The 21,789-nt window shown below is 65.9% G+C and carries 14 protein-coding genes and 1 pseudogene; 3 read left to right on the top strand and 12 right to left on the bottom strand.

Going from position 1 to position 21,789, the window contains the following annotated elements:
- Positions 1-17 precede the first annotated feature (17 nt).
- From ACQR03_RS29475 to ACQR03_RS29510, 8 genes are all read right to left on the bottom strand, one after another.
- Positions 18-1,058 carry a 2-hydroxyacid dehydrogenase gene (locus ACQR03_RS29475; RefSeq protein ID WP_315718348.1) on the bottom strand — a complete coding sequence of 347 codons (1,041 nt, stop codon included), beginning with the start codon at positions 1,056-1,058 and terminating at the stop codon, positions 18-20.
- Positions 1,051-2,631, bottom strand: a complete 1,581-nt coding sequence (locus ACQR03_RS29480; protein ID WP_316202712.1) for an FGGY-family carbohydrate kinase — start codon at positions 2,629-2,631, stop codon at positions 1,051-1,053. The genes ACQR03_RS29475 and ACQR03_RS29480 overlap by 8 nt, the downstream gene beginning before the upstream one ends.
- A gap of 2 nt (positions 2,632-2,633) precedes the next feature.
- The gene (locus tag ACQR03_RS29485; RefSeq protein WP_315718400.1) at positions 2,634-3,743 is read right to left on the bottom strand and encodes an ABC transporter ATP-binding protein; all 1,110 of its coding nucleotides are present in this window, start codon (positions 3,741-3,743) and stop codon (positions 2,634-2,636) included.
- Between the two features lie 15 nt (positions 3,744-3,758).
- On the bottom strand, positions 3,759-4,862 hold the full coding sequence (locus ACQR03_RS29490; protein ID WP_316202713.1) for an ABC transporter ATP-binding protein: 1,104 nt from the start codon (positions 4,860-4,862) through the stop codon (positions 3,759-3,761).
- 6 nt (positions 4,863-4,868) lie between these two features.
- Positions 4,869-5,726 (bottom strand): carbohydrate ABC transporter permease, encoded by an 858-nt coding sequence (locus tag ACQR03_RS29495; RefSeq protein ID WP_315718345.1) that lies wholly within the window; start codon positions 5,724-5,726, stop codon positions 4,869-4,871.
- Positions 5,727-5,738: 12 nt separating this feature from the next.
- The gene (locus ACQR03_RS29500; RefSeq protein WP_315753025.1) at positions 5,739-6,665 is read right to left on the bottom strand and encodes a carbohydrate ABC transporter permease; all 927 of its coding nucleotides are present in this window, start codon (positions 6,663-6,665) and stop codon (positions 5,739-5,741) included.
- A 105-nt stretch (positions 6,666-6,770) separates the two neighbouring features.
- On the bottom strand, positions 6,771-8,210 hold the full coding sequence (locus tag ACQR03_RS29505; protein ID WP_315718344.1) for an extracellular solute-binding protein: 1,440 nt from the start codon (positions 8,208-8,210) through the stop codon (positions 6,771-6,773).
- A 38-nt stretch (positions 8,211-8,248) separates the two neighbouring features.
- Positions 8,249-9,238, bottom strand: a complete 990-nt coding sequence (locus tag ACQR03_RS29510; protein WP_315718398.1) for a sugar-binding transcriptional regulator — start codon at positions 9,236-9,238, stop codon at positions 8,249-8,251.
- A 180-nt stretch (positions 9,239-9,418) separates the two neighbouring features.
- Here ACQR03_RS29510 and ACQR03_RS29515 point away from each other — a divergent pair, with 180 nt between their 5' ends.
- From ACQR03_RS29515 to ACQR03_RS29525, 3 genes are read left to right on the top strand one after another with little or no spacing between them, the layout of a single operon-like run.
- Positions 9,419-10,693, top strand: a complete 1,275-nt coding sequence (locus tag ACQR03_RS29515; RefSeq protein ID WP_434842100.1) for an FGGY-family carbohydrate kinase — start codon at positions 9,419-9,421, stop codon at positions 10,691-10,693.
- On the top strand, positions 10,690-11,559 hold the full coding sequence (locus ACQR03_RS29520; RefSeq protein WP_315718342.1) for a TIGR01459 family HAD-type hydrolase: 870 nt from the start codon (positions 10,690-10,692) through the stop codon (positions 11,557-11,559). The genes ACQR03_RS29515 and ACQR03_RS29520 overlap by 4 nt, the downstream gene beginning before the upstream one ends.
- 14 nt (positions 11,560-11,573) lie before the next feature.
- Positions 11,574-12,608 carry a class II aldolase/adducin family protein gene (locus ACQR03_RS29525; RefSeq protein WP_315718341.1) on the top strand — a complete coding sequence of 345 codons (1,035 nt, stop codon included), beginning with the start codon at positions 11,574-11,576 and terminating at the stop codon, positions 12,606-12,608.
- A gap of 12 nt (positions 12,609-12,620) precedes the next feature.
- Here ACQR03_RS29525 and ACQR03_RS29530 read toward each other — a convergent pair whose 3' ends face one another.
- The 4 genes and pseudogenes from ACQR03_RS29530 to ACQR03_RS29545 form a co-directional block, all read right to left on the bottom strand.
- Positions 12,621-14,477, bottom strand: coding sequence for a tetratricopeptide repeat protein (locus tag ACQR03_RS29530; RefSeq protein ID WP_434842099.1), 1,857 nt, complete (start codon positions 14,475-14,477; stop codon positions 12,621-12,623).
- A gap of 558 nt (positions 14,478-15,035) precedes the next feature.
- On the bottom strand, positions 15,036-16,313 hold the full coding sequence (hemA, locus tag ACQR03_RS29535) for a 5-aminolevulinate synthase (protein ID WP_315827292.1): 1,278 nt from the start codon (positions 16,311-16,313) through the stop codon (positions 15,036-15,038).
- A 20-nt stretch (positions 16,314-16,333) separates the two neighbouring features.
- Complete coding sequence (locus ACQR03_RS29540) at positions 16,334-19,600, bottom strand: hypothetical protein (RefSeq protein WP_434842098.1); 3,267 nt, start codon at positions 19,598-19,600, stop codon at positions 16,334-16,336.
- Positions 19,600-21,789: pseudogene (locus ACQR03_RS29545) on the bottom strand (hypothetical protein); the annotation flags it as partial. The pseudogene ACQR03_RS29545 and the gene ACQR03_RS29540, both read right to left, overlap by 1 nt.

The following is a 21,789-nucleotide window of genomic DNA, read 5'->3' on the forward strand; positions in this document are numbered from 1 at the left end:
TCGAAAACCTTTCGTCGTCAGCAGGGATTGAGCGGCGGCTCGCCGGCCAGATAGCGGCGAACCTCTTCGGCCGCCTGGTCGGCGGCAAAGGTGACGGTGCGCACGGATGCGCCGGCGATGTGCGGCGTCAGCGTGACATTCGGGAGCTGCAACAGCGGCCAGTCCGGCGGCACCGGCTCGACCGCAAAGGTGTCGAGCATCGCGCCGGCCAACCGTCCCGAGCTGAGCACCTCGAACAGCGCCTTGTAGTCGACCAGCGGACCGCGCGCGGTGTTGATCAGGATCGCCCCCGGCTTGATCTTCGCCAGCGCCTCGCGATCGATGAAGCCGGTGGTCTCCGGCGTCACGCGGGCATGCAGGCTGATGACGTCGGCGCGCGCCAGAAGATCGGCAAGCGCGACGTGCTCGACACCGTCGTTGCGGTCCTGTGCGCTGAGCTGGACGTAAGGGTCGGTCACAAGGATCCTGCAGCCGAACGCCTTGAGCAGCTTCACGACGCGCGTGCCGATCGCGCCATAGCCGACGATGCCGACGGTCATCTCCCCGAGCTCGCGTCCGGTCCGGTCGGCGCGATAAAGATCGCCGCGCCACTCCCCGCCCCGCATCGACTCGTGACCGCTCCTGATCAGACGGGTCTCCGCGAGCATCGCGCCGATGGTGAACTCCGCCACCGCGCTGGCATTTCGTCCGGGCGTGTTGACGACCAGCACGCCATGATCGCGCGCCGCCTGCATGTCGACATTGACCGGACCGCCGCGCGACACCGCGATGAACTTGAGCCTTGGCAGCCGCTGCAGCATCGCGCGCGAGATCGGCGCGAGATGCGTCACCAGCAGCGGCGCTTCGCCGATGAATTCGGCGAGCTCATCCGGATCGCCCATGAACTCCTTGAGACCATCGAGCTTGGAGCCGGCATAGCCATGCTCCATCGGCTCGTCCGGCCAGGGCTGTTCGAGCATGCGGATGTCGACGCCGTCGCCGCAGATGGCGGTGATGCGCTCGGCGAACACCGAGGGCAGCATGAAGCGGTCGCCGATGATGGCGATGGAGCTAGACATGATTGGCTCCTGCACGCTGGGCCGCAAGCTGCTTCCACACCGGCCGCGCCGCGAGGCGGGCCTCGACATAGGCCGGAAACAGCTGCGCATAGCGCTCCGCCAGCGCCGCATCCGGCGCCTGCGGCTCATCCAGATACGGTCCCACCCATTCCTCCGCGCAGATCATCATGTCCGGGTAGAGCCCGGTCGCGACCGTGGCGATCATCGCCGCCCCCGACGCGCCGGCTTCCTCGCGACGGCAGACTCGAATCGTGCTGCCGAGTGCCGCGCCAAGAATCGCGCCGAGCGCGCGGCTGCGTGCCGCGCCTCCGGTCAGGCGAATTTCCGTCGGCAGCGGTCCCATCGCCGCGTAGCAGTCGCGTGCGGCGAAGGCCAGTCCCTCCATCACGGCGCGCATCAGATCCCAGTAGCCGTGACGGGTGCGCAGGCCGACCAGTTGCGCAGACGCCTCGTGGGACACGAATGGTCCGCGCTCGCCAGCATCCGAGATGAAGGGATGATAGAGCAGCTCGCCCGCCTTCGCCGCGAGCACGCGCTCGTCCAGCCGCCGGATCAGATCATTGCGCGACCGGGCGATGCCTTCCATGGCGAGCACGCCTCGCGCGACATCGAGCAACCAGTCGATGTTCAAGGTCGCAGCCATGGTCGACTGCATCTGGGCATAGTGGTCCGGCACCGGGAACGGCATCGTATAGCCGGTCGCCTCGGCATTCAGCTTGACCGCGTCGGCGCTGTTCGCCAGCCGCATGTGCATGCCGGTCGAGCCGATGATGGTGCAGCCGACGTCGGGTGTGGGATCATATAGCCCACCACCGAGCGCATTGCAGATCACGTCGACATAGCCGAGCGACACCGGCACGCCCTCGGGCAAGCCCGTCTCCGCCGCGGCCGCCGCGGTCAAGCCATGCGTCGTCGTGACACCATCGACGACATCTGGAAACAGGCGCGCGGAACCAGCGATGCCGATGAGACGCGCCGCCTCGCCGTCGAAGCCGCGCTTGCGAAAGTCGCCGCAGGAGAACGTCGCCTCGGACGGGTCCGTGGCCCGCTCACCGGTCAGCTTGAAGTAGAGCCAGTCCTTGCAGTGGAACGCCGTACCCGCGCGTCCCAGCATCTCTGCGTCATGCGCCTGCAGCCAGGCCAGTTGCGCCCCCTGCTGGCAAGCGTTGAGCCCCGATCCGGTGCGCTGATAGTGCGCGGCATTGCGCTCGCCGCCGCGGAAGGCTTCGACGAACCCTGCCGCGCGCGAGTCGAGCCACAGCAGCGCGGGCGCGACGGGATGGCCGTCCGCATCGATCAGCCAGGTGCCGTCGCCCTGCCCGGTCACGGCGATCGCGGCGACGCGACGGGACAGATCCGGCAGCGTGCCGCCCAGGCCGCGCAAGGCCGCGACGGTGTCGGTCCAGGTCCGCGCCATGTCCTGCTCGACGCGGCCGCCCGGCAACGTCGCGTAGCTGTTGGGAATCGCGAAATCCCCGAGCTGCCGTCCATCCCGCGCAAACGCCACCGCCTTGATCACCGAGGTCCCGGCGTCGATGCCGATGATCACGTTGCGGATCGCAGCCGAGGTCATGTTCAGCGCGCCTCCGCGTGGCGGACGCAAACGCCGTCGGCGCCGAAAATATGGAGATGGCGTGACTCCAGCGCGCAGGGCACGACGTCGCCCGGTCGCGCCGCGACCTTGCTGGATGTCACGCCAACCAGCAGATGACCGGCGCACTCGCCCGCAATATGCGACTGATCGCCGAGCCACTGGTTGGAGACCACGCGCAGCCTCGCCTCGCCGCTGCCGATCGCGATCCGCTGCGGCCGGATGCCGACCTTGATCCGATCGGCTCGCACCAGCGTCTGCTGTCCCGCCGCGTCCAACGTCTGCCCGGGGATGTGAAAGGCAACATCGGAGCCCACAGACAGGCGGAACCCGCCTTCCTCCTGCGTCACCACAGCCTCCATCAGGTTCATCGGCGGCTCGCCAATGAAGCTCGCGACGAACAGATTGGCCGGGCGGTTCTTCAGCTCCCGCTCGCTGGCGAACTGCTGAAGCACGCCGTCTTCCATGACGGCGATGCGATCGGCAAGTGCGCTCGCCTCGGTCTGGTCATGGGTGACGAAGATCGCCGTCATGCCGCGCTCGGCGAGCAGACCCTTGATGCGGCCGCGCAGCACGGCACGCAGCTGCGGCTCCAGTTGACCCATCGGCTCGTCGAGCAGATAGAGGTCGGCATCACGCACCAGCGCTCGGGCCAGCGACACCCGCTGCTGCTGTCCGCCGGAAAGCGCGTGGGGATGATGATCGAGAATGTCCTCTATCTCCACCAGGCGGGCAATGCTGACAACGCGTTGCGCAATCTCGGCGCGCGACAATTGCCGCGCCTTCAGCGCGAACGCAATGTTCTCACGCACCGTGAGCGGCGGGTACAACGAATAGCCTTCGAACGCCATCGCCACCTTGCGCTTCGCCGGCGCCAGATCATGGATCGTCCGCTGCGCCAGCGCGATCGACCCCGAACTCACGCTCTCGAAGCCGGCGATCATGCGCAGCGTCGAGGTCTTGCCGCAGCCGGAAGAGCCGAGCAGCGCGACGATCTCGCCGGCCTTCACCTCCATATCGAGCGCGCGCACGGCATGAACCGGCGGCTTGCCCCGGCTGTGATAGACCTTGTCGACGTTGCGGATTTCGAGCATGCCCATCCCCGATCCTCACGCCGCCTGCCGCCGCGGCGCCAGGCCGATGCGCTCGCCCGTGGCGTGGTCGAACAGCAGCGCCGCTTCCGGCGCGAACCGCACGAACAGGTCCTCGTCGGCATGCGCCTCCAGCGCCTCGGGCGCCTGCGCCGCCAGCCACTCCGATCCGTCGGCGAAGCGCAGCAGCACCACGGCGCGCTCGTGGATCGGCGTGACCGCGACGATCCGCGCCGGGATCACACCCTCGCCGCCATCACGCGTCACCACGACATCGTCGGGCCGGACGCCAAGCCAGCAACGCTCACGCATATTGGACGGCACGCCGTCCGCATCGAGCCGGATCAGCGTCCCGGCAACAGATGCGGTCAGCCGCCCCTGCTCCGCCACCGGCGTGACCTCGGCAAGATTGATGCTGGGATCGCCGAACAGCCGGGCCACGGCGACCGACGCCGGCCGCGCATAGATCTCCTCCGGACGGGCCACCTGCACCAGGTGGCCATTGATCAGCACGGCAATGCGATCGGCGATTGCCATCGCCTCACGATAGTCCTGCGTCACGTAAAGCACCGCCGCAGAGCTCCTGCGCAGCAGGCTCGGCAGCTCCAACCGCATCTCATAGCGCAGCTTGGCATCGACGTTGCGCAAGGGATCGTCGAGCAGCAGCACCCCGGGATTGCCGATCAGCGCGCGCGCCAGCGCGGTGCGCTGCTTCTGGCCGTTGGACAGTTCACGAGGCTTGTGGCCGAGCACGTGCTCGATCTTCAACAGCCGACTCATTGCCGCAACCTTCGCCGCAATGTCGGCCGCGCCCGTCGCGCGCAGCCCGCTGGCGATGTTGTCGCGCGCGCTCATGTGCGGAAACAGGGCAAAATTCTGGAACGCCATGCCGATGCCGCGCTGCTCCGGCGGCGCGTCGACGATCGAGCGGCCGCCGACCAGGATGTCGCCGCCGTCAGGCTCGAACATGCCGGCAATCATCCGCAGCAGCACGGTCTTGCCGCTGCCGGACGGGCCGAACACCGCGACGATCTCGCCGGGCTCGACCGTCAGCGACACGCCCTTGGCGCAGCTTGCGGCGCCGAAGCTCTTGTCGACCGATTGGAGTTCGAGACGCGCCATGTATCCTCAACCCTTCACTGCACCGAGCGAGAGACCTTCGACCAGATAGCGCTGCGCATAGAGCGCGAGCAGCAATGTCGGGGTGACCGACAGCACGATCGCGGCGGCGATCTGGCCGTATTGGATACCGGACGCCGTCACGAAGGCCAATGCGCCGACCGTTACCGGCTGCTTGTCGGCCGAGGCCAGGATCAGCGCAAAGACGAAGTTGTTCCAGCAGAAGATGAAGGACAGCAGGCCCGCTGCGGCGATGCCGGGCCCGGCCAGCGGCACGGCAATGCGGGTGAACGCCTCGCGCCAGGAATGCCCCGCGAGCCGGTAGGCGTGCTCGATGTCGGGACTGATGTCCTCGAAATAGCCGCGCACGATCCACAGGATCAGCGGCAGCGCGATCAGCTGGTAGACCCAGACGATGCCAAAATAGGTGTCGTTGAGGCCAAGCTGCTGGTAGTACAGCGACAGCGGAAGCAGCACCAGGAGCGGCGGCGCGAAGCGGAACGACAGCAGCGTGAAGGCGATGGTCTCGCCGAGCCGGAACTTGAAGCGCGCGAACGCATAGGCCGCGGGGACGCCGAGCAGCAGCGCCAGGATCACCGACGCGCTTGACAGCACGAAGCTGTTCATCAGATTGCGCATGAAGGTGAGCTGCAGATTGCCGGCGGCGGTCTTGAGCTGGCCCGAGATCAGCGCCTCATAATTGGCGAACGTCGGCTCGAACAGGATGCGCGGCGGGATGCGCAGGATCTGCTCATTGGTCTGGAACGACATCAGGAGGATCCAGACGATCGGAAACATGAAGAACAGAAGCACCAACGCCAGCGCGATGCCGCGGAAGATGCGCCCTGCCAGACTGGAGTGATCCATGATGTCTCTCCCTCAGGCGTGACCGTGGGCGCGTGCGCGCAGCCGCAGCCAGTTCTTGATGAAGATGTTGGACAGGATGTTGGTGATCAGCCACAGGATCATCAGCAGCGCCGCCGAGCGTCCGACATTGGTGTACTGGAAGAACTCGAGATAGGCCTGGACCTGGAACACCATCAGCCGGTCGCCGGGGCCGCCTTGCGTCATCGCGTAGACGATGTCGAACTGCTGGATCGAATCGAGCAGCCGGAACAGCGAGGCGGTGATGATGTAGGGCGCGAGCATCGGCAGGGTGATGCGGAAGAAGACGAAGCTCGCCGGCACGCCGTCGAGCGCCGCCGCCTCGAACGGCTGCCGCGGCAGCGAGCGCAGACCAGCCAGGAGCAGGATCATGATGAACGGCGTGTAGACCCAGACGTCGACCAGGACGACGGTGAACAGCGCGGTCGACGGATCGGATGCCCATTTGAAGTCGTGCACGCCGAGCAGCCCGACCAGATAGGACAGGATGCCGAAGCTCGGATTGGTCATCAGCTTCCACATCAGGGCTGCGATCGCCGGCGCCGTCATCAGCGGCAGCAGCAGCATGATCGACACGGCATTGTGAAAGCGCGTGGGACGTCGCAGCAGCAGCGCGATGCCAAGGCCGAGCAGCAGCTCGGCGATGACGGTCACCGCGGTATAGACCAGCGAGATGCGCAGCGTGTTCCAGAACGCCGGATCGGACAGGAAGTCGATATAGTTGTCGATGCCGATGAAGCCGCGCAGATACGGCAGATTGAGCCGGTAGCGCTGCAATGAATAGACCGCAGCGGTCACGAACGGCACCAGGATGGCGATGCAGACCAGCAGCGCCGGCAGGCTCAGCAAATACGGCAGCAGCCGGCCGCGCCAGCGTTTCGTGCGGCGCGGCGTCGCCTTGGTCTCGACAAGTTGGGCCATGCTCATGACAGGCGTGATCACATCAGCGCGGGATGGGGCGGGCCGACCCGGACGCTGTGGGGAGCGTCCGGGCCGGCAGGCGGTCATGGGAGATGGGGCGCGGCCTCAGCCGAGGCCGGCCTGCTTCAGCTGACGGTTGATGCTCTCGGCAAGCTTGTCGAGGCCCTCATCGACGCTGATCTCCTTGGCCACCATCTTCTGCAGCGAGGCCGCCCACTCCGTCGTGAGGTCGAAGAACAGCGGCTGCGCCGTGAAGTAGATCTTCGCACCGGGCGCCGAGAGGTCATGCTGCTCGAGATAGCCAGGATAGGACTTGGCGATGCGGTCGCGGAATTCGCCGTCCTTCCACACGGAGGCTCGGACCGGATTGACGAAATCCATCTTGCGGGCACCGAACAGATCGTGCTCGACGGAGGCCGCCCACTGCATGAAGGTCCAGGCCGCATCCTTCTGCTTGGAGAAGCTCGACATCGCCAGCGACCAGATCCAGACGTTCGGCGTCGGCGCCTTCGCGGCCGGATTGGCCGCGAACGGCGCGTAGCCGAGATTGCCGCGCTCCTTGTTCTCGCCGCCGTTCATGAAGTAGCCGAGAATGTCGGCGTCGAAGATCATGCCGGAGGCGCCGGCGCCGAGGTCCGTGCCGACCTGATACCAGGTGTAGGTCGACCAGTTCTTCGGACCCGACCCCTGGATCATCCTGACCCATTTCTCGTGGAAGTCCTTGGAGGCCTTGGTGTTCATCGCGGCCTTCAGCTTGCCGCCTTCCATCACGAAGTCCTTCTGGCCGAAATTGGCGTAGGCCGAGAGGAAGCCCGGATGGATGGTCGCCCACGAGCGCGAACCGCGCACGCCGACGCCATAGGGGCCGCCAGCGTCCTTGGTGATCTTGGCCGCGACCTCCAGCATGTCGTCGAGATTGGTGGGCGGCTTGACGCCGACCTTGTCGAAGATCTTGCGGTTATAGGTGATGTTGTTGAGCTCGTAGCCCCACGGGATGCACCATTGCTTGGCCTTGCCGGAGCCGAGCTCGGAGCCGGCGACGCCGTCCCAGGCGGTGGAGGAGCGCAGGCCCGGCAGCACATCGTCCCAGGCGAACGCCGGATTGGTCTTGGCCGGATCCTTGATGTAGGCGTTGAGGTCCTCGATCCAGCCGGCCGGACCGTAGGTCCAGGTCATGTAGGCGCCGGTCATGAAGGCGTCGTACTGATCGGACTTCGACGACAGCGCCGCCGTCACCTTGTCGAAATAGACGTCCTCCGGGAAGATGTCGTAGGTGACGTTCATGCCGGTGAGGCTCTTGAACGCCTCGATGTCGCCGATCATCGCATCGACGTAAGGATGCTTGTTCAAGAGCAGCTTGACGGTCTTGCCGCTATGGGCCTTCCAATTGAAGTCAGCGGCCATCGCCCTCGACATCGCCGAGGCAAAGGCGGCATTGGCGGCGACACCGGCGATGCCGAGCTTGGCAGCGCCGTCGAGCAGATCACGCCGGCTGATGCGCTTGCCGGCATAGGCCGCAAAGAGATTCTTCTCACGATCGTACATTCAACCCTCCCTTTGTTTTTTGTAGAGACGTGTTCGCGTTACCTGCCCTTCCGACTCTTGTTCTTGGAGTTGCCGGATGTTTTCTCCGGCTTGTCGGTCGCCAATGCCTGAGCGGTTACCTCATCGATGATGAGACCGTTCAGGAAGCCGCTGCGCAGCACCGCGCGCAGGGCCGTGATCTTTGCCTCGCCGCCGCCGATGGCGACGATGCGGTGTTTCTTCAGATCGGCAGCGGCCATCGAGGTGGCGCGCGCCGAAAGATCGAGATCCAGCAGCTCGCCCTGGGCGTTGAAGAAATGCCCGAGCAGATCGGCGCAGGCGCCGGCGCGCTTCAGCTCGACGACCTCATCCGGCTTGATCATGCCGCTCGACACCAGGAAGCCGTCGGCATGGATCTGGCCGATGCCGACGAACAGCAGCGACGCCCGCTGCGCCAGCGCGAACACGTCCGATATGCCGAACTGCTGCATCAGCACGCGGCGATCGGCGACGGAGTTGGCGAACACCGGCACCGGCAGCAGATAGGCTTCGGCGCCGGTGCGCTCGGCCAGGCGATGGATCACATCGAACGGGTTGGCGGCGAATTTGCGCGTCAGGCCGCCGAGCAGCGACACGAACTGCACGTCGCGCGCCGGCGTCTGCGGCAGTTGCGCCACCACCGCCGCAAGCGTGCGACCGTGGCCGACGCCGATGATCTTGTCGTCGCCGCGCTCCAGCACCTGGCGCAGGAAGCTCGCGCCCTCCAGCGCCAGCGCCTTCAGTGGCAGATCGCCCTCGCCGAGATCCGGCGCGACGCGGCAGAAGTCGAGCCCGTAGCGTTCGGCCAGCGCGTTCTCGAGTGCGACGCATTCGGCGACGGGACCCTCGACGAAGACACGGATCATGCCCTCGCGGCTGGCCCGCGCGATCAGGCGATGCGCTTTGGTGCTCTGGATGTTGAGGCGGTCGGCGACCTCCGACTGCGTCAGCCCGGCCGCGAAATACAGCCAGGCGGCGCGCGTCGCGAGCGAGGCCTCGCCGTCCACCATGGGCGCCCTGTCGGAAGCTGTCGTCACGCCTGAATGCCTGCTTGCAAAATTCTTCACACCTTGCAAAAAATTGCAGACGCCGGTCCGGCCGTCAATCCCCCAAACGTGCTGCAGCGCGTCAGGGATGACGCGCCGGGCGAGCACAGCCATGCTCGCCGGCGCACAACGGGATGAGGTCGCATGACGGAGTTGTTTGTCGGCATCGACGTGGGCACGAGCGGTGTGCGCGCCTGCGCCGTCGATATCAGCGGCGAGATCAAGGGCGCAGCCGCCGTTCCGCTGGTCGCGCCGCGTCAGGACGGCAACGCCATCGACCAGGATCCCGAGCTGTGGTGGCAGGCGACGGTCGCGGCGCTCGACAAGCTCGGCAGGATCGTCGATCTCGGCGCCGTCGCGCGCATCGCGGTCGACGGCACCTCCGGCACCTTGCTGCTGATCGACGCCGACGGGCGGCCCCGCTCGCTCGGCCTGATGTACAATGATGCCCGCGCCGTCGACGAGGCCAGGCGCATCGCCGCAATCGCGCCGCCCGAGAGCGGTGCGCATGGCACGAGCAGCCCGCTCGCCAAGCTGTTGCATCTGCTCGCCTCCACGAGCGGCGCGCGGCAAGCCGTGCACCAGGCCGACTGGATCGCCGGACGCCTCGCCGGCCATCACGGCGTCAGCGATGAGAACAACGTCCTGAAGCTTGGCTATGACCCCGTCAGGCGCGAATGGCCGCGCTGGATCGATCAGCTCGGCGTTCCCCGCGGCGTCCTGCCGAGCGTTCTCGTGCCGGGCACGCCATTCGCCGATATCGATCCGTCGACCGCGCGCGCGCTCGGTCTGTCGCCGTCGGCGCGCATCGTCGCCGGCACCACCGACGGCGTCGCCGCCTTCATCGCCACCGGCGCCGATGCGCCGGGCGATGCGGTGACCTCGCTCGGCACCACGCTGGTGGTGAAGCTGATCGCGACGCAGCCGATCTTCGCCGCCGATCAGGGCGTGTACTCGCATCGTCTCGGCGACAAATGGCTCGCCGGCGGCGCATCGAACTCCGGTGGCGCCGCGCTGCTTGCGCATTTCACCGCCGCCGACATGGACCGCATGACGCCGTTGCTCCGCCCCGACGAGCCGACCGGGCTCGACTACTATCCGCTGCCCAAACCCGGCGAACGTTTTCCGATCGCAGATCCCGCGCTGGCGCCGCGGATCACGCCACGTCCGGCCGAGGATCATCGCTTCTTCCAGGCGCTGCTCGAAGGAATTGCCGGCGTGGAAGCGCTGGCCTATCAGCGTCTTCACGCGCTCGGCGCGCCGGCGCTACGGCGGGTGATCAGCATCGGCGGCGGCGCCCGAAATGATGCCTGGACCGATATCCGCCGGCGCATCGTCGGCGTGCCCGTCAGCGTCGCCGCGCAGACCGAAGCGAGCTACGGCACCGCGCTGCTGGCGCTGCAAGGACCGCCACGATGACGGCGGCGGCGTGCGAGATCAGCGGCCTGTCTGCCATCGCCGACAGGTTCGATCACGTCCTGCTCGACCAATGGGGCACGTTGCATGACGGCAGGACGGTGCTTCCCGCCGCGCATGACTGCGTCCTGCGGCTGCGCGAAGCCGGCAAGCATATCCTGGTGCTGTCGAACTCCGGCAAGCGCGCGAGCGCCAATGCCGAGCGCCTCGCCCGGCTCGGCCTGCCGCGCTCGACCTATGACGGCATTCTCACCTCGGGCGAGGTGACATGGACCGGCCTGCGCGACCGCACCCGCGAACCCTTCACCGATTGTGGCAATGCCTGCTTCCTGATCACCCGGGGCGGCGATTGCTCGCTGATCGACGGGCTCGACCTCGTCCTCGTGACGGATATGCGTGACGCCGACTTCATCCTGCTCGGCGGCCTCGATGACGACCTCGCCGAGCCCGACCTCTGGCGCGATCGATTCACCGGCGCGGCCGCGCGGGGCGTGCCGATGATCTGCGCCAATCCCGACCTGATGATGTTCGGTGCGGCCGGCCTCGTGCCGGCGCCCGGCACGCTGGCGCGCGCCTATGAGTGGCTCGGCGGCCCGGTGAGCTTCGTCGGCAAGCCGCATGCGCCGATCTTCGCGGCGGCGCTGGAGCAGCTCGGCGATCCGGACCCGCACCGCGTGCTGATGATCGGCGACTCGCTCGACCATGACGTCGCCGGCGCCCGTGCTGCAGGCCTGCAAAGCCTGCTGCTCGGCGATGGCGTGCATCGCACGACGCTGGCCGGTGCGCCCGACCTCGCTGCGGCAACGCGCAAGCTCGCAGCTTCGCCCGGCCGCATGCCGAATTGGACGATGCAGCACCTGGTGTGGTGAGAAGGAGACGCGAAATGCGCGAGCCTGCCGAGCTTGATGATTTGCGCCGGATGTCGGCGCGGGTCGGCCGCAACATCGAGCTGGTGCAAGGCGCCGGCGGCAACTCCTCGCTCAAGCAGGATGATGTGCTGTGGGTGAAGGCGTCCGGCACCTGGCTGGCCGACGCCGACGCGAAGGACATCTTCGTGCCTGTTCTCCTGCCTGCGGCGCGCGATGCGCTCGCCGCTGACGACGAGCGCATTCCGCTGGCCGCTCCCGGCCCCCTGCGCGCCTCGATCGAGACCGCGCTGCATGCGCTGCTGCCGCACCGGGTCGTGCTGCACGTGCATGCCGTCAACACCATCGCCTGGGCGGCGCGGCGCGATGCGCGCGATGAATTTGCGGCGCGGCTGGACGGGCTCGCCTGGCGCCATCTCGACTACTTTCATCCCGGACTGCCGCTGGCGCGCGCAGTGAGCACCATCGTCGCGCGCGACTGCATCGACGTGCTGATCCTCGGCAATCACGGCCTCGTCGTTGGTGCCGAAAGCTGCGATCAGGCCGAGGCGCTGGTCCATGACGTCGAGCGCAGGCTGGCGCTGCCGGTGCGCCCGGCGCCCGCTGCCGACGCCGCGGCCTTGCGCCGTCTGTGCGCCGGCACCGCCTATCGCCTGCCGCACGATGCTGGTAGCCACGGCATCGCCACCGATCCGTTCAGCCGCGCCATCGCGACCGGCGGCTCGTTGTATCCGGACCACGTCGTGTTTCTCGGCCCGGGCCTGCCGACGATCGAGAGCGCCGGCGGCCTCGCCACGCTGCTCGCACGGGCGGACGCGAGCCGCCTGCCCGCGCCCGTCGCGGCCCTCGCGCCGGGTCTCGGCGCCCTCATCCGCAGCGACGCCAGCCCGGGCGCCGAGGCCATGCTGAGCTGCCTCGCGCTCGTGACCAGCCGCCTGCCGTTATCGGCCGATATCGGCTATCTCTCGTCTCAGCACGAGCAGTTGCTGCTCAACTGGGACGCCGAACGCTACCGGCAGCAGCTGACGGCAAGCCGCCAGCCGTCGAATTGAAGCGGCGACGGATCACGCGATCGCATCGCTCGAGACCGGCGGGGACGGCGCCCTCGCCCCAACCAGTTCGTGAAGCGCATCTCCGACCTGATCGATGACTTCGCCCCAATCGCGCCTTTCGCGCTGACGGAACAGGCGCATGCGCGGATACCAGACGCTGTCGTCACGATCGAGCAGCCAGCGATAGTCCGGCGTGTACGACAGAAGCGTCCAGGTCGGACAGCCAAGCGCGCCGGCGAGATGAGCGACACTGGTATCGACCGTGATCACGAGATCCAGACATGAGATCAGCGCGGCGGTATCGGCGAAATCGGCAAGTTGACCCGTCAGGTCCACGATCCCGCTCGTCTCCTGGAGCACGGCCTTGTCTTCGGCCTTCGGCTCCTTCTGCAGGCTGACAAACGCCGCATCCGCGCCGAGCAGGCGGGACAACGTGCGCAACGGGATGGAGCGATTGTGGTCGTCGAGATGATTGGGGTTGCCTGACCAGACCAGGCCGACGCGCAATTTCTCGGGCGTGCCAAGGCGCTCCTGCCAGAGTTGGATCCGATCCGGATCAGGCGCCTGCAAATAGGACACCGGCGCTGGAATCGTGGCCAGTGTCGTCCGAAAGGCAAACGGCAGGCTCATGATCGGACAATGGACATCCACCCCCGCAAGGTCGGCGGCCTCCGAGACCGGAATACATTGCGAAATGCCTGGCATGTTCGACAACAGTGGAAGCAACGGCTTTTGAACGGCAAGGATGACGCGCGCGCCCAACGCTGCGACCATCGGCACGTAGCGGACAAACTGGATCGTATCGCCCAGTCCTTCATCGGCGGCGATGACGATGGTTTGTCCCGCGATGCCATCCTGGCCGAGCCACATGGGTCGCCGGAAGCGCGGATAAGAGCTCGGCAGGCTCCAACGGGCCTCCCGGCCAGACCAGCCCGCGTCGAGATTTCCCAACAACAGGTTCAAATGAGCCGTTCCAAGATCGGCCAGCGCGTCTCTCGGATCGGCCCCCTTCAACTGCCTGTAGATCTCGAACGCCTCGTCGAACCGACGGAGCTTCGTCAGCACGGAGGCCTTGTCGTGCAGCGCATCCCTTGAACCCGGCTGCAGAGCCAGGGCTCGCTCGAACCATTCCAACGCGTCCTCGTCTCGGCACATCGTCCGCAACACGATGCCGGTCTTGACGCAGATGTCGGAGTTTTCCGGTTCGATGGCGTGAGCTCGCTGGCAGATCGTCAGGGCCTCGTCGAAGCGCTTCAAGCCGTTCAGAAGCGCGCCACGCATCAAGAGTGTCGGGACATGGTTGGGCCGCAAGACGTCGCTCAGATCGAGATAGGTAAGCGCGTCGTCGATCCGCCCCAGCCGTTGAAGCGTGATGCCGCACTGGTTGGCGGCATCCCAATGCCTGGAATTCAGCTCCAGCACACGTTGGAAGCTCGACACGGCGTCGGCGAGCTGCTGCTGGTTGACGAGGGCATTCCCCCTCAGCATCCACAGATCGGCGCTTTCGAGACCGAGCGCCGTCGCCTTGTCGACGACCTTCAGCACCTCATCCGAGCGTCCCAAGACCTGCAGCACCGTGCCAAGACTCAGGAAGTACTGCGGCTGAACATCCTGCTGGAGCGCGCGGGATACCCACTGCAATGCAGCTTCATACTGCTGCCCCTGCAGGGCAAGGATGCCCAGCAAGTTGAGGGTCGGCGCATGCCCTCCGTCGATCGCAAGCGCCATATGGCAACACCGTTCGGCATCCGCATGTCGGCCATCGGCGACATCGCGCAAAGCAGCGTCATAGAAGAGCGCGGCACCATCGGGCTTGACAGGTTGGAGCTTCACTTTAGCGGGTGAAGCTCGGCGCTCGCGACGGTTCATTGCTGCATATGGTCCAGGTTGCGTCGTTAAAGTAGTTGATTCTCATTCAGGCTGACAGCCGCAATTCTATCTCCGGCTGTGGTGAGGGCCGCTCCGATTCTGGCTGCATTCCCTAGCATAATTGCGCGGAAGACAACGATCCGATGACCACTTCGTGGAAGTCAAATTCAGCGCAACCATCGCGGGCACGATCAAATCGGCGTGCAGGACAAGGGTGAGGACTTCTTCGGTGGTTACGCCTATATGAGGTCGGGCCATCCGCCCGACCCTCGAGATCATCATCAGCGAAACGCCGGCGCATCTGCGCAAGTTTCACGATCCGGACTCGGGCCTGGCGCTGATCCGGCCGGATGCCTGACATGGGCCGTCGGACAGCTCGGGCTCGTCGCTGGACACGGCCATCCGCACACAGATCGGAAACGGACTGGAAAGGAGGGAGAGGTTGGATGGTGCGCTCGGAGAGGGAGAACACGTGCGTTCGTTCAGTGGCTGAAGCACGACCGCCTTTCCGCACACCGGCCGGACGCCGATTTCTGATCCAATCTTTCGCCGGCAGCGCTATGGCGCTTCATGCCCACGCGTGAGACCGCTCTCCCGGCGGTAACAGAGATGGAGCCTGTCCCACACCTTCATCATCGCATGGACCAGTTGGTCCATGAGCGCGTCGTCGTGATAGGGCGTCGGGGTAAGACGCAGGCGTTCCAGTCCTCGCCGGACAGTGGGGTAATTGATCGGCTGGATGTAGATGCCATGCTCCGACATCAGCAGGTCCGAAGCCGCCCTGCACTTCTCGGGATCGCCGACATGCACCGGCACGATATGGCTCTCGCTCGGCATCACCGGCAGGTCTGCTGCCGTCAGGACCGACTTTAATCGCGCTGCGCGATCCTGATGCCGGACGCGCTCCGCTGTCGAGGCTTTCAGATGCCGGATTGCAGCGGTCGCGGCTGCGCAGACCGGAGGCGGCAATGCCGTCGTGAAGATGAAACCGGGGGCGTAGGAGCGCACCGCATCGATCAGGTTCGCCCCAGCCGCAAGATAGCCGCCGAGACAGCCATAGGCCTTTGCCAGCGTGCCCTCAACAATGTCGATCCTTTCCATGACCCCGTCGCGCTCAGCTATGCCGCCGCCGCGCGGGCCATACATCCCGACCGCGTGCACCTCGTCGACATAGGTCAGAGCGCCGTAGCGCTCGGCCAAGTCACAAATTCGATGCAGAGGCGCGACATCCCCGTCCATCGAGTACAGGCTCTCGCACACGATGAGCTTGGGCCTTTCGGGATCTGCCGCCCGCAGCAGCCGTTCGAGATGCTCAGGATCATTGTGCTGCCAGATCTGCTTCTCAGCACCGGCCTTGCGAACCCCCTCGATCATGGAGTTGTGGTTCAGCTCGTCGGAAAGCAGCAAACACCCAGGCAGCAGCTTGGCGATCGTCGATATCCCCGCCTCGTTGGAGACGTAGCCGGAGGTAAACACCAGCGCGGCTTCCTTGCCGTGGAGATCAGCCAGCTCCTGCTCGAGGGCGACGAGCGGATGGTTCGTTCCCGCGATGTTACGGGTGCCGCCCGCGCCTGTGCCCATGCGCGCTGCGGCATCGATCATGGCTCCTATGACATTCGGGTGCTGGCTCATGCCCAGATAGTCGTTGGAGCACCAGATCACGACCTCACGCTTGCCTTCCTCCGAATGCCAGATCGCATACGGATAGCGCCCCGCCAGGCGTTCGAGGTCCGCAAAGACACGGTAGCGCCGTTCCTGATGCAGTCGATCCAATGCACCGCGGAACATCGCGTCATATTCAGGGAGAAGGCCGAACGGCCGCATCTGGTAGTTCATGATTGGACGACTCCAGCAGACTATCTTGCCCGATTGAACTGGTAGGAGCCCTGGAGAAACACGCCATAACGCTCCGTCGTATATCGCAGCACCTGATTGAACGAATCGACCGCATTGGTGCTGAGATGCCACCAGCGCCCACCGATGCCGATGCGGAAATTGTCGGTCAACTGGTAGTTCAGCACGGTCTCGGCCTGGAATCCGGATCCTTGTCCCGAGGCGGGATCGCGCCCGAAGGTGAAATAGTGCGTGTCGATCGCATTCTGCGAAGTCCAGACATAGGCGGCCTCCGCCTGCCAGCTCAGCCGGTCCGACAGCCGCGTGTCGAGTGAGACACCGGCCCGTCCGCTATGCCAGCGATCCTGCTCGGTCACAACCTTCACGCCTGCCCCAAGCGCCGGACTGCAGATCGTCGGATTGCCACCCACCTGGGTGCAGCCCCGCGCGTCGACCGTTTCTGTCCAATATTGATAGCCGACGAAGGCGCCGAGCCGGAAGCGGTCCGTCTCCAGCAGGTTGAAACCGACATCGAGATTTGCGTATTGCAGCCGCCCGCCCACGCTGCTGACGGTCTTGGACGACGGATTGACGAAGGGCGCAAAGTCCTCGTCGACGAGCGTGCCCGAGCTGATCTTGCCCGCTCCGAAATAGCCCTTCAGAAACATGTTGGTGAACGGGCCGTCGAGCGCATCGACCCTGAAGAACATCTCGCCGCTGTGCCCGGTCATGCCGCCATAGGCGAGCCGGGAGACCTGAAGCGTCGCAGCCTGATCGGCGAAATAGCGGTATCGATTCTGCCCGGAGCTGAACCAGTAGCGCACTCCGGTCTCCAGCATGTAGGACGGCAGGATCGACGCGCGCGACCGCAGCGGCATATCGCCCGAGCCCGCCCCCTGGCCGCCCTGCAGCGCCGCAGGCCTGGCCCAGGCGCAACTGACAATCGAGGCGTTGCACTTCGTGACACCGTCGGCGTTGAAATCGCGCCGCAACGTGACCGTCGCGAACAAGTCCTTGGTCGTCGTCTTGACGTTGGCCAGCGTGCTGTCGACGAACCGGTAGCCGATCTCCGTTTCCAGGCTGATCTCCTTCGACCAGAGATAGCTGACCAGCAGCGACGGCAGAATCGTGTACTCCTTCAAGTCGGTCTTCGTCCCGGACCTGTACCCCGCCCGCAGCCGCGGGCTGATGGCGAGATCCGGCGTGATCGGATAGCGCGTGGCGAGATCGAGCACGTAGAACTTCGAATCCGCCAGGCTCGCGTACCGCAGCGCGCCCATGAACAGATCGCCCGGCTTGATGATGCCGTTCCCGGTCAGTTGAGCCGACAGATAATATTCGAGACCGCTCGCCGGCGTGCCGTCGACTCCTCCGGAGGGCAGCGTGCCGGTCAGATTGGTCACCGTGGCATCGGCCGCGACCTGCCAGGTCTCGTTCAGGGGCCGCGAATAGCTCACCATCGCCGACTGGAACGTCGGCGTGCGGTCGATCGCGAGTTGCCTGATCTCGCCGGCCGTATTGAACTTCATCATGTCGTAGAGCGTGAGGAACGGCTGCCCCTGCAGCGCATTCCACGTCGAGAGAAATGGCACCCTTCGATAATCGAACGAGGCGTTGACGACCGACTTGTCCTCGAACGTATAGGTTCCGGAGAATACGGCCGCATTGAGCGCACGGAAATGCGTGTCGTAGTCGATCAGGCCGAGCAGCGACTTGTTGGTGTCGAAATAGCGGAATTCGGCTCCGATGGCCTGGCGGTCGACGATGTTGCGGTCGTATTGCGTGATCAGATAGACCGTGGTCTCAAGGCCGCCCAGGATCTTGCCGAAGTCGATGCTCGCGCCATAGAGCGTCTTGCCATCCTTGAACGGTGCGTCGAAACGGCTCCAGTTCGGCGAGCCTGCGAGCACGTTCAGGCGCAGCCCGGGGCTCTTCTGCCAGCTCAGCACCGCGCCGTCGAAGCGGCCGATCACGCCGCCGGTGTTGCGGGACTGCCGTCCGACGCGCAGCGTCACGTCGGCCTCCTTCAGCGTGTAGTCAACCTGGGCGGTCGAGACGCCGTATTTGTCGTTTCCGGTATCGAACTGGCGCTCATGGGTGAACGCCAGCCTGAACTTGGTCCTGATGCGATCGTTGTCGGCGGTGCCGAGAAAGTCGAAATTGGTCAGCAGCGTGTTCTGATGCACCCGGTGCGCGTCGGGATCCGCATTCGGGTTCGGCGCAATCGCCCTGTCCTTGACGGCGCTGGTCGTGTCGTTCGTGATGAAGGTGGTCGAGAGGCTGCCCGACATCGACCAGCGGGTGTCGCCGTTCGGCCCTGCCGCCTTGGTCGGCATGCCTGTCCCCATGTCTCCGCCCTCGGGCGTGACAGAAGACATGTCGCGCGGCCGCGCCGGTGCGCTGCTGGTCGCGGTGAGAAGCGCAGCGAGCCGCTGCCTCACCCGCTCGGCACCCTCGCCGCTCGGATAGCGGCGCAGATAGTCTTCATACTCCGCCTGCGCGGCAGCCGTCTGGCCAGCCTTCTGCCGCGCCACGCCGAGCAGCTCCTGCGCCTCGGCGCTCGAGCCGTTCTCGGGGAGTTTCAGCACCTTTCGCAGGAGATCCATCGCGGCGCTGAAATTGCCTTTCTTGATCGACGCGCGAGCCTCGTCCATCGAGGCCTCCGCAAACCGGATGTCCGCCGCGGACGCCTGCTGCATCGTGCGATTGTCGTTGCGGACCGACGCCGCCGTGCCGGGGATCGCAACCGGTTTCGGCGCATCCGGAGCGGCTACGCTCGGCACCAGGGCTTTCACCTTGCACGCCGACACCGGACCCTTTCGGGCCACCACGATCGCCACCTGCTCGAAGCTGCCGGATTGGACGATCTGATAGCTGAACTCGCCGGCAAACTGGACGACGAGGATCGGTCCCCTGTTCTGATCGAGCGTCAGATAGACGTCCTGGATGCCGGAGCCCTGGGCGTTGTCGACACGCACGCCTTCGCGCCTGACCAGGCGGCGCGCCATGATTGCGTCCCGATCGACCAATTGCAGCGAGACGCTGAGCTGGCTGCCTTGGTCGAGCGGGAAATGCCCGGTGTAGCGGACACGAACGTGAAAGTTGACCCGCAGAAGGCTGCAGTTTCCGATCGTCGTGGCATTTGCATTGGCGACGAACTGATCGATGACCGGCTGGGCCGGTGCAACGCCAAAGGCTCCGTCGAGCAGGATTGCGAGCAAGCCGGCCAGCAGACTGATCAGCCATCCCGCCGACCTCGCCGCCGCTGCTTGTCCGAAGCAGCCGCGCATCACCAGCCGCCTCCATTGACCCGGTGCTGCCGCTGGCGGCGGGTGATGATGGTGGTCTGCGATTTGTCAGCATAGATATGGCATGCGCCGGTGCAGTCCTTGAGCTCGGCGACGGTGTAGTCCATCGGCGCCGGCTTCACGAGCTTGGCGTGCTGCTGCGGGCGGAAATCACTGGCGTGGCAGGCGGCGCAGTCGGGCTTGTAGGCCGCGAACTTGAACACGACGGCTTGCGAATTGCCGCTGTGGCAGGCGGTGCAGCCAATGGCGGCGCTATGGTTCGGATAGCTTGCCGACATATGCCGGTAATTGACCGAGCTCCAGCTCATCGTCCGGTGGCAGCTCTCGCAGGGGACGTTGGTCACGAAGTGCTTCGGCGACTTGCCGGTAGCATTGGAGCCGTTGTGACAACTGGCGCACGGCGCAGTCAGGCTGGTGTGATCCATCCGCGCGCCCGAGAACGACACGGTGTTCTTGTGGCAGCTCTCGCATGGCGCGCTGGTGACCACGTGCTTCTGCGGCTTGCCGGTCGCGGCCATGCCGTTGTGACAGCTCGCACAGGCCGCCATCGTGCCGGTGTGGCTGAACCGGGCGCCGCTGAACGTCGTCGTGCTCTTGTGGCAGGTCTCGCACGGCGCGCTGGTCGCGACGTGCTTCTGCGGCTTGCCGGTCGCGGCCATGCCGTTGTGGCAGCTCGCGCAGGCCGCCGTCGTGCCGGTGTGGCTGAACCGGGCGCCGCTGAACGTCGTCGTGCTCTTGTGGCAGGTCTCGCACGGCGCATTCGTCGTGACGTGCTTCTGCGGCTTGCCCGTCGCGGCCATGCCGTTGTGGCAGCTCGCGCAGGCCGCCGTCGTGCCGGTGTGGCTGAACCGGGCGCCGCTGAACGTCGTCGTGCTCTTGTGGCAGGTCTCGCACGGCGCATTCGTCGTGACGTGCTTCTGCGGCTTGCCCGTCGCGGCCATGCCGTTGTGGCAGCTCGCGCAGGCCGCCGTCGTGCCGGTGTGGCTGAACCGGGCGCCGCTGAACGTCGTCGTGCTCTTGTGACAGGTCTCACATGGCGCAGCGGTTGCGACGTGCTTCGGCGGCTTGCCAGGCGCGGTCATTCCGTTATGGCAGGATGCGCATGGCCCTTGCGCCGTCATGTGATTGAATCTGGAGCCGGCCTCCGTGGTGCTCGATCCGGCAAGCCCTGCCCTTGGATTGAACGTCGGCAGCAGCGACGGAAGCCGACCGGCATTCTTCGCTTCCGGCGAGTCGCTACCAGTATCGGTCGGGGGCAAGAGCCTGCCGCGGGGATCGTTCGGCGAGAGTGGTGATGTCGCGGATGTCATTCGGGACGGCGTGCTCAACGGTTGCGGCACGGACGTCGTCGCGCCGCCAGCTTTGACCGAACTGTCGGGCTTGGAGGAACCGGACGAACTGGCGGAGGCCCCTGCTTCGGACCCCGCTGTCGGAGCCGTCGACGTCGCAGCCGTGTTCGCCAGCGGCTTGCTGCTGAACAGGAGCGTCGAACTGGATGGCGCAGCGGGCTTGGCGGCAGCGCCGGCCGCAGCAGCGGCCTGAGATGCAGCCGGTGCGGCGCTGGTACCGGGTGCTGCATCGGGATTCGTTGCTGCCGTCATCGTGCGGTTGGCGGTCGAGGCCGGCGTCACCGCCTTGACGGCCGGGGCCTGAGCCGGAACCACCGACCGCGCCGTCGTGGAGCAGCCTGCTGCCGGCTTCTGCGGGTCGTCGTCCCAGGTGGAGAAGTTGGCGGCGGCGCGCACGTGGCAGCATCCGCAATCCTGCGTCTTGGCGCTGTGATCCGGCCCCTGCGCACCTCTGCGGCCCTGGCTGCGATACGAGCCGTTGTGACAGCTGTCGCAGCGCGTGGCATGCACGGCAGCATGGCTCATCGTGTAGGTCGCGAAGCTCGCCGCCGTGTTGCTGTGGCAGTTCGAGCACTGCACGCCCGTCACCGGAATATGCGGCGGGGTGGTCAGGCCTTTCGCGCTCGAACCATTGTGGCAGGCGGAGCAATTGGTGTTGGCCGCAGAGTGGGTGAACGCCGCGCCGCCCCAGCTCACATATCCGCCGCTGGCCGCCTTGCTGTGACAGCTGACGCAGTCGGCGCCACCGGTGGCGACGTGGTTCGGGTACGACGCGGTGCCCATGGCGCCCTTGGTGCCCTGGCCGGTGAAGGAGCCGTTGTG

It is taken from the genome of Bradyrhizobium sp. HKCCYLS3070 (assembly GCF_051167575.1).
Taxonomy (GTDB): domain Bacteria; phylum Pseudomonadota; class Alphaproteobacteria; order Rhizobiales; family Xanthobacteraceae; genus Bradyrhizobium.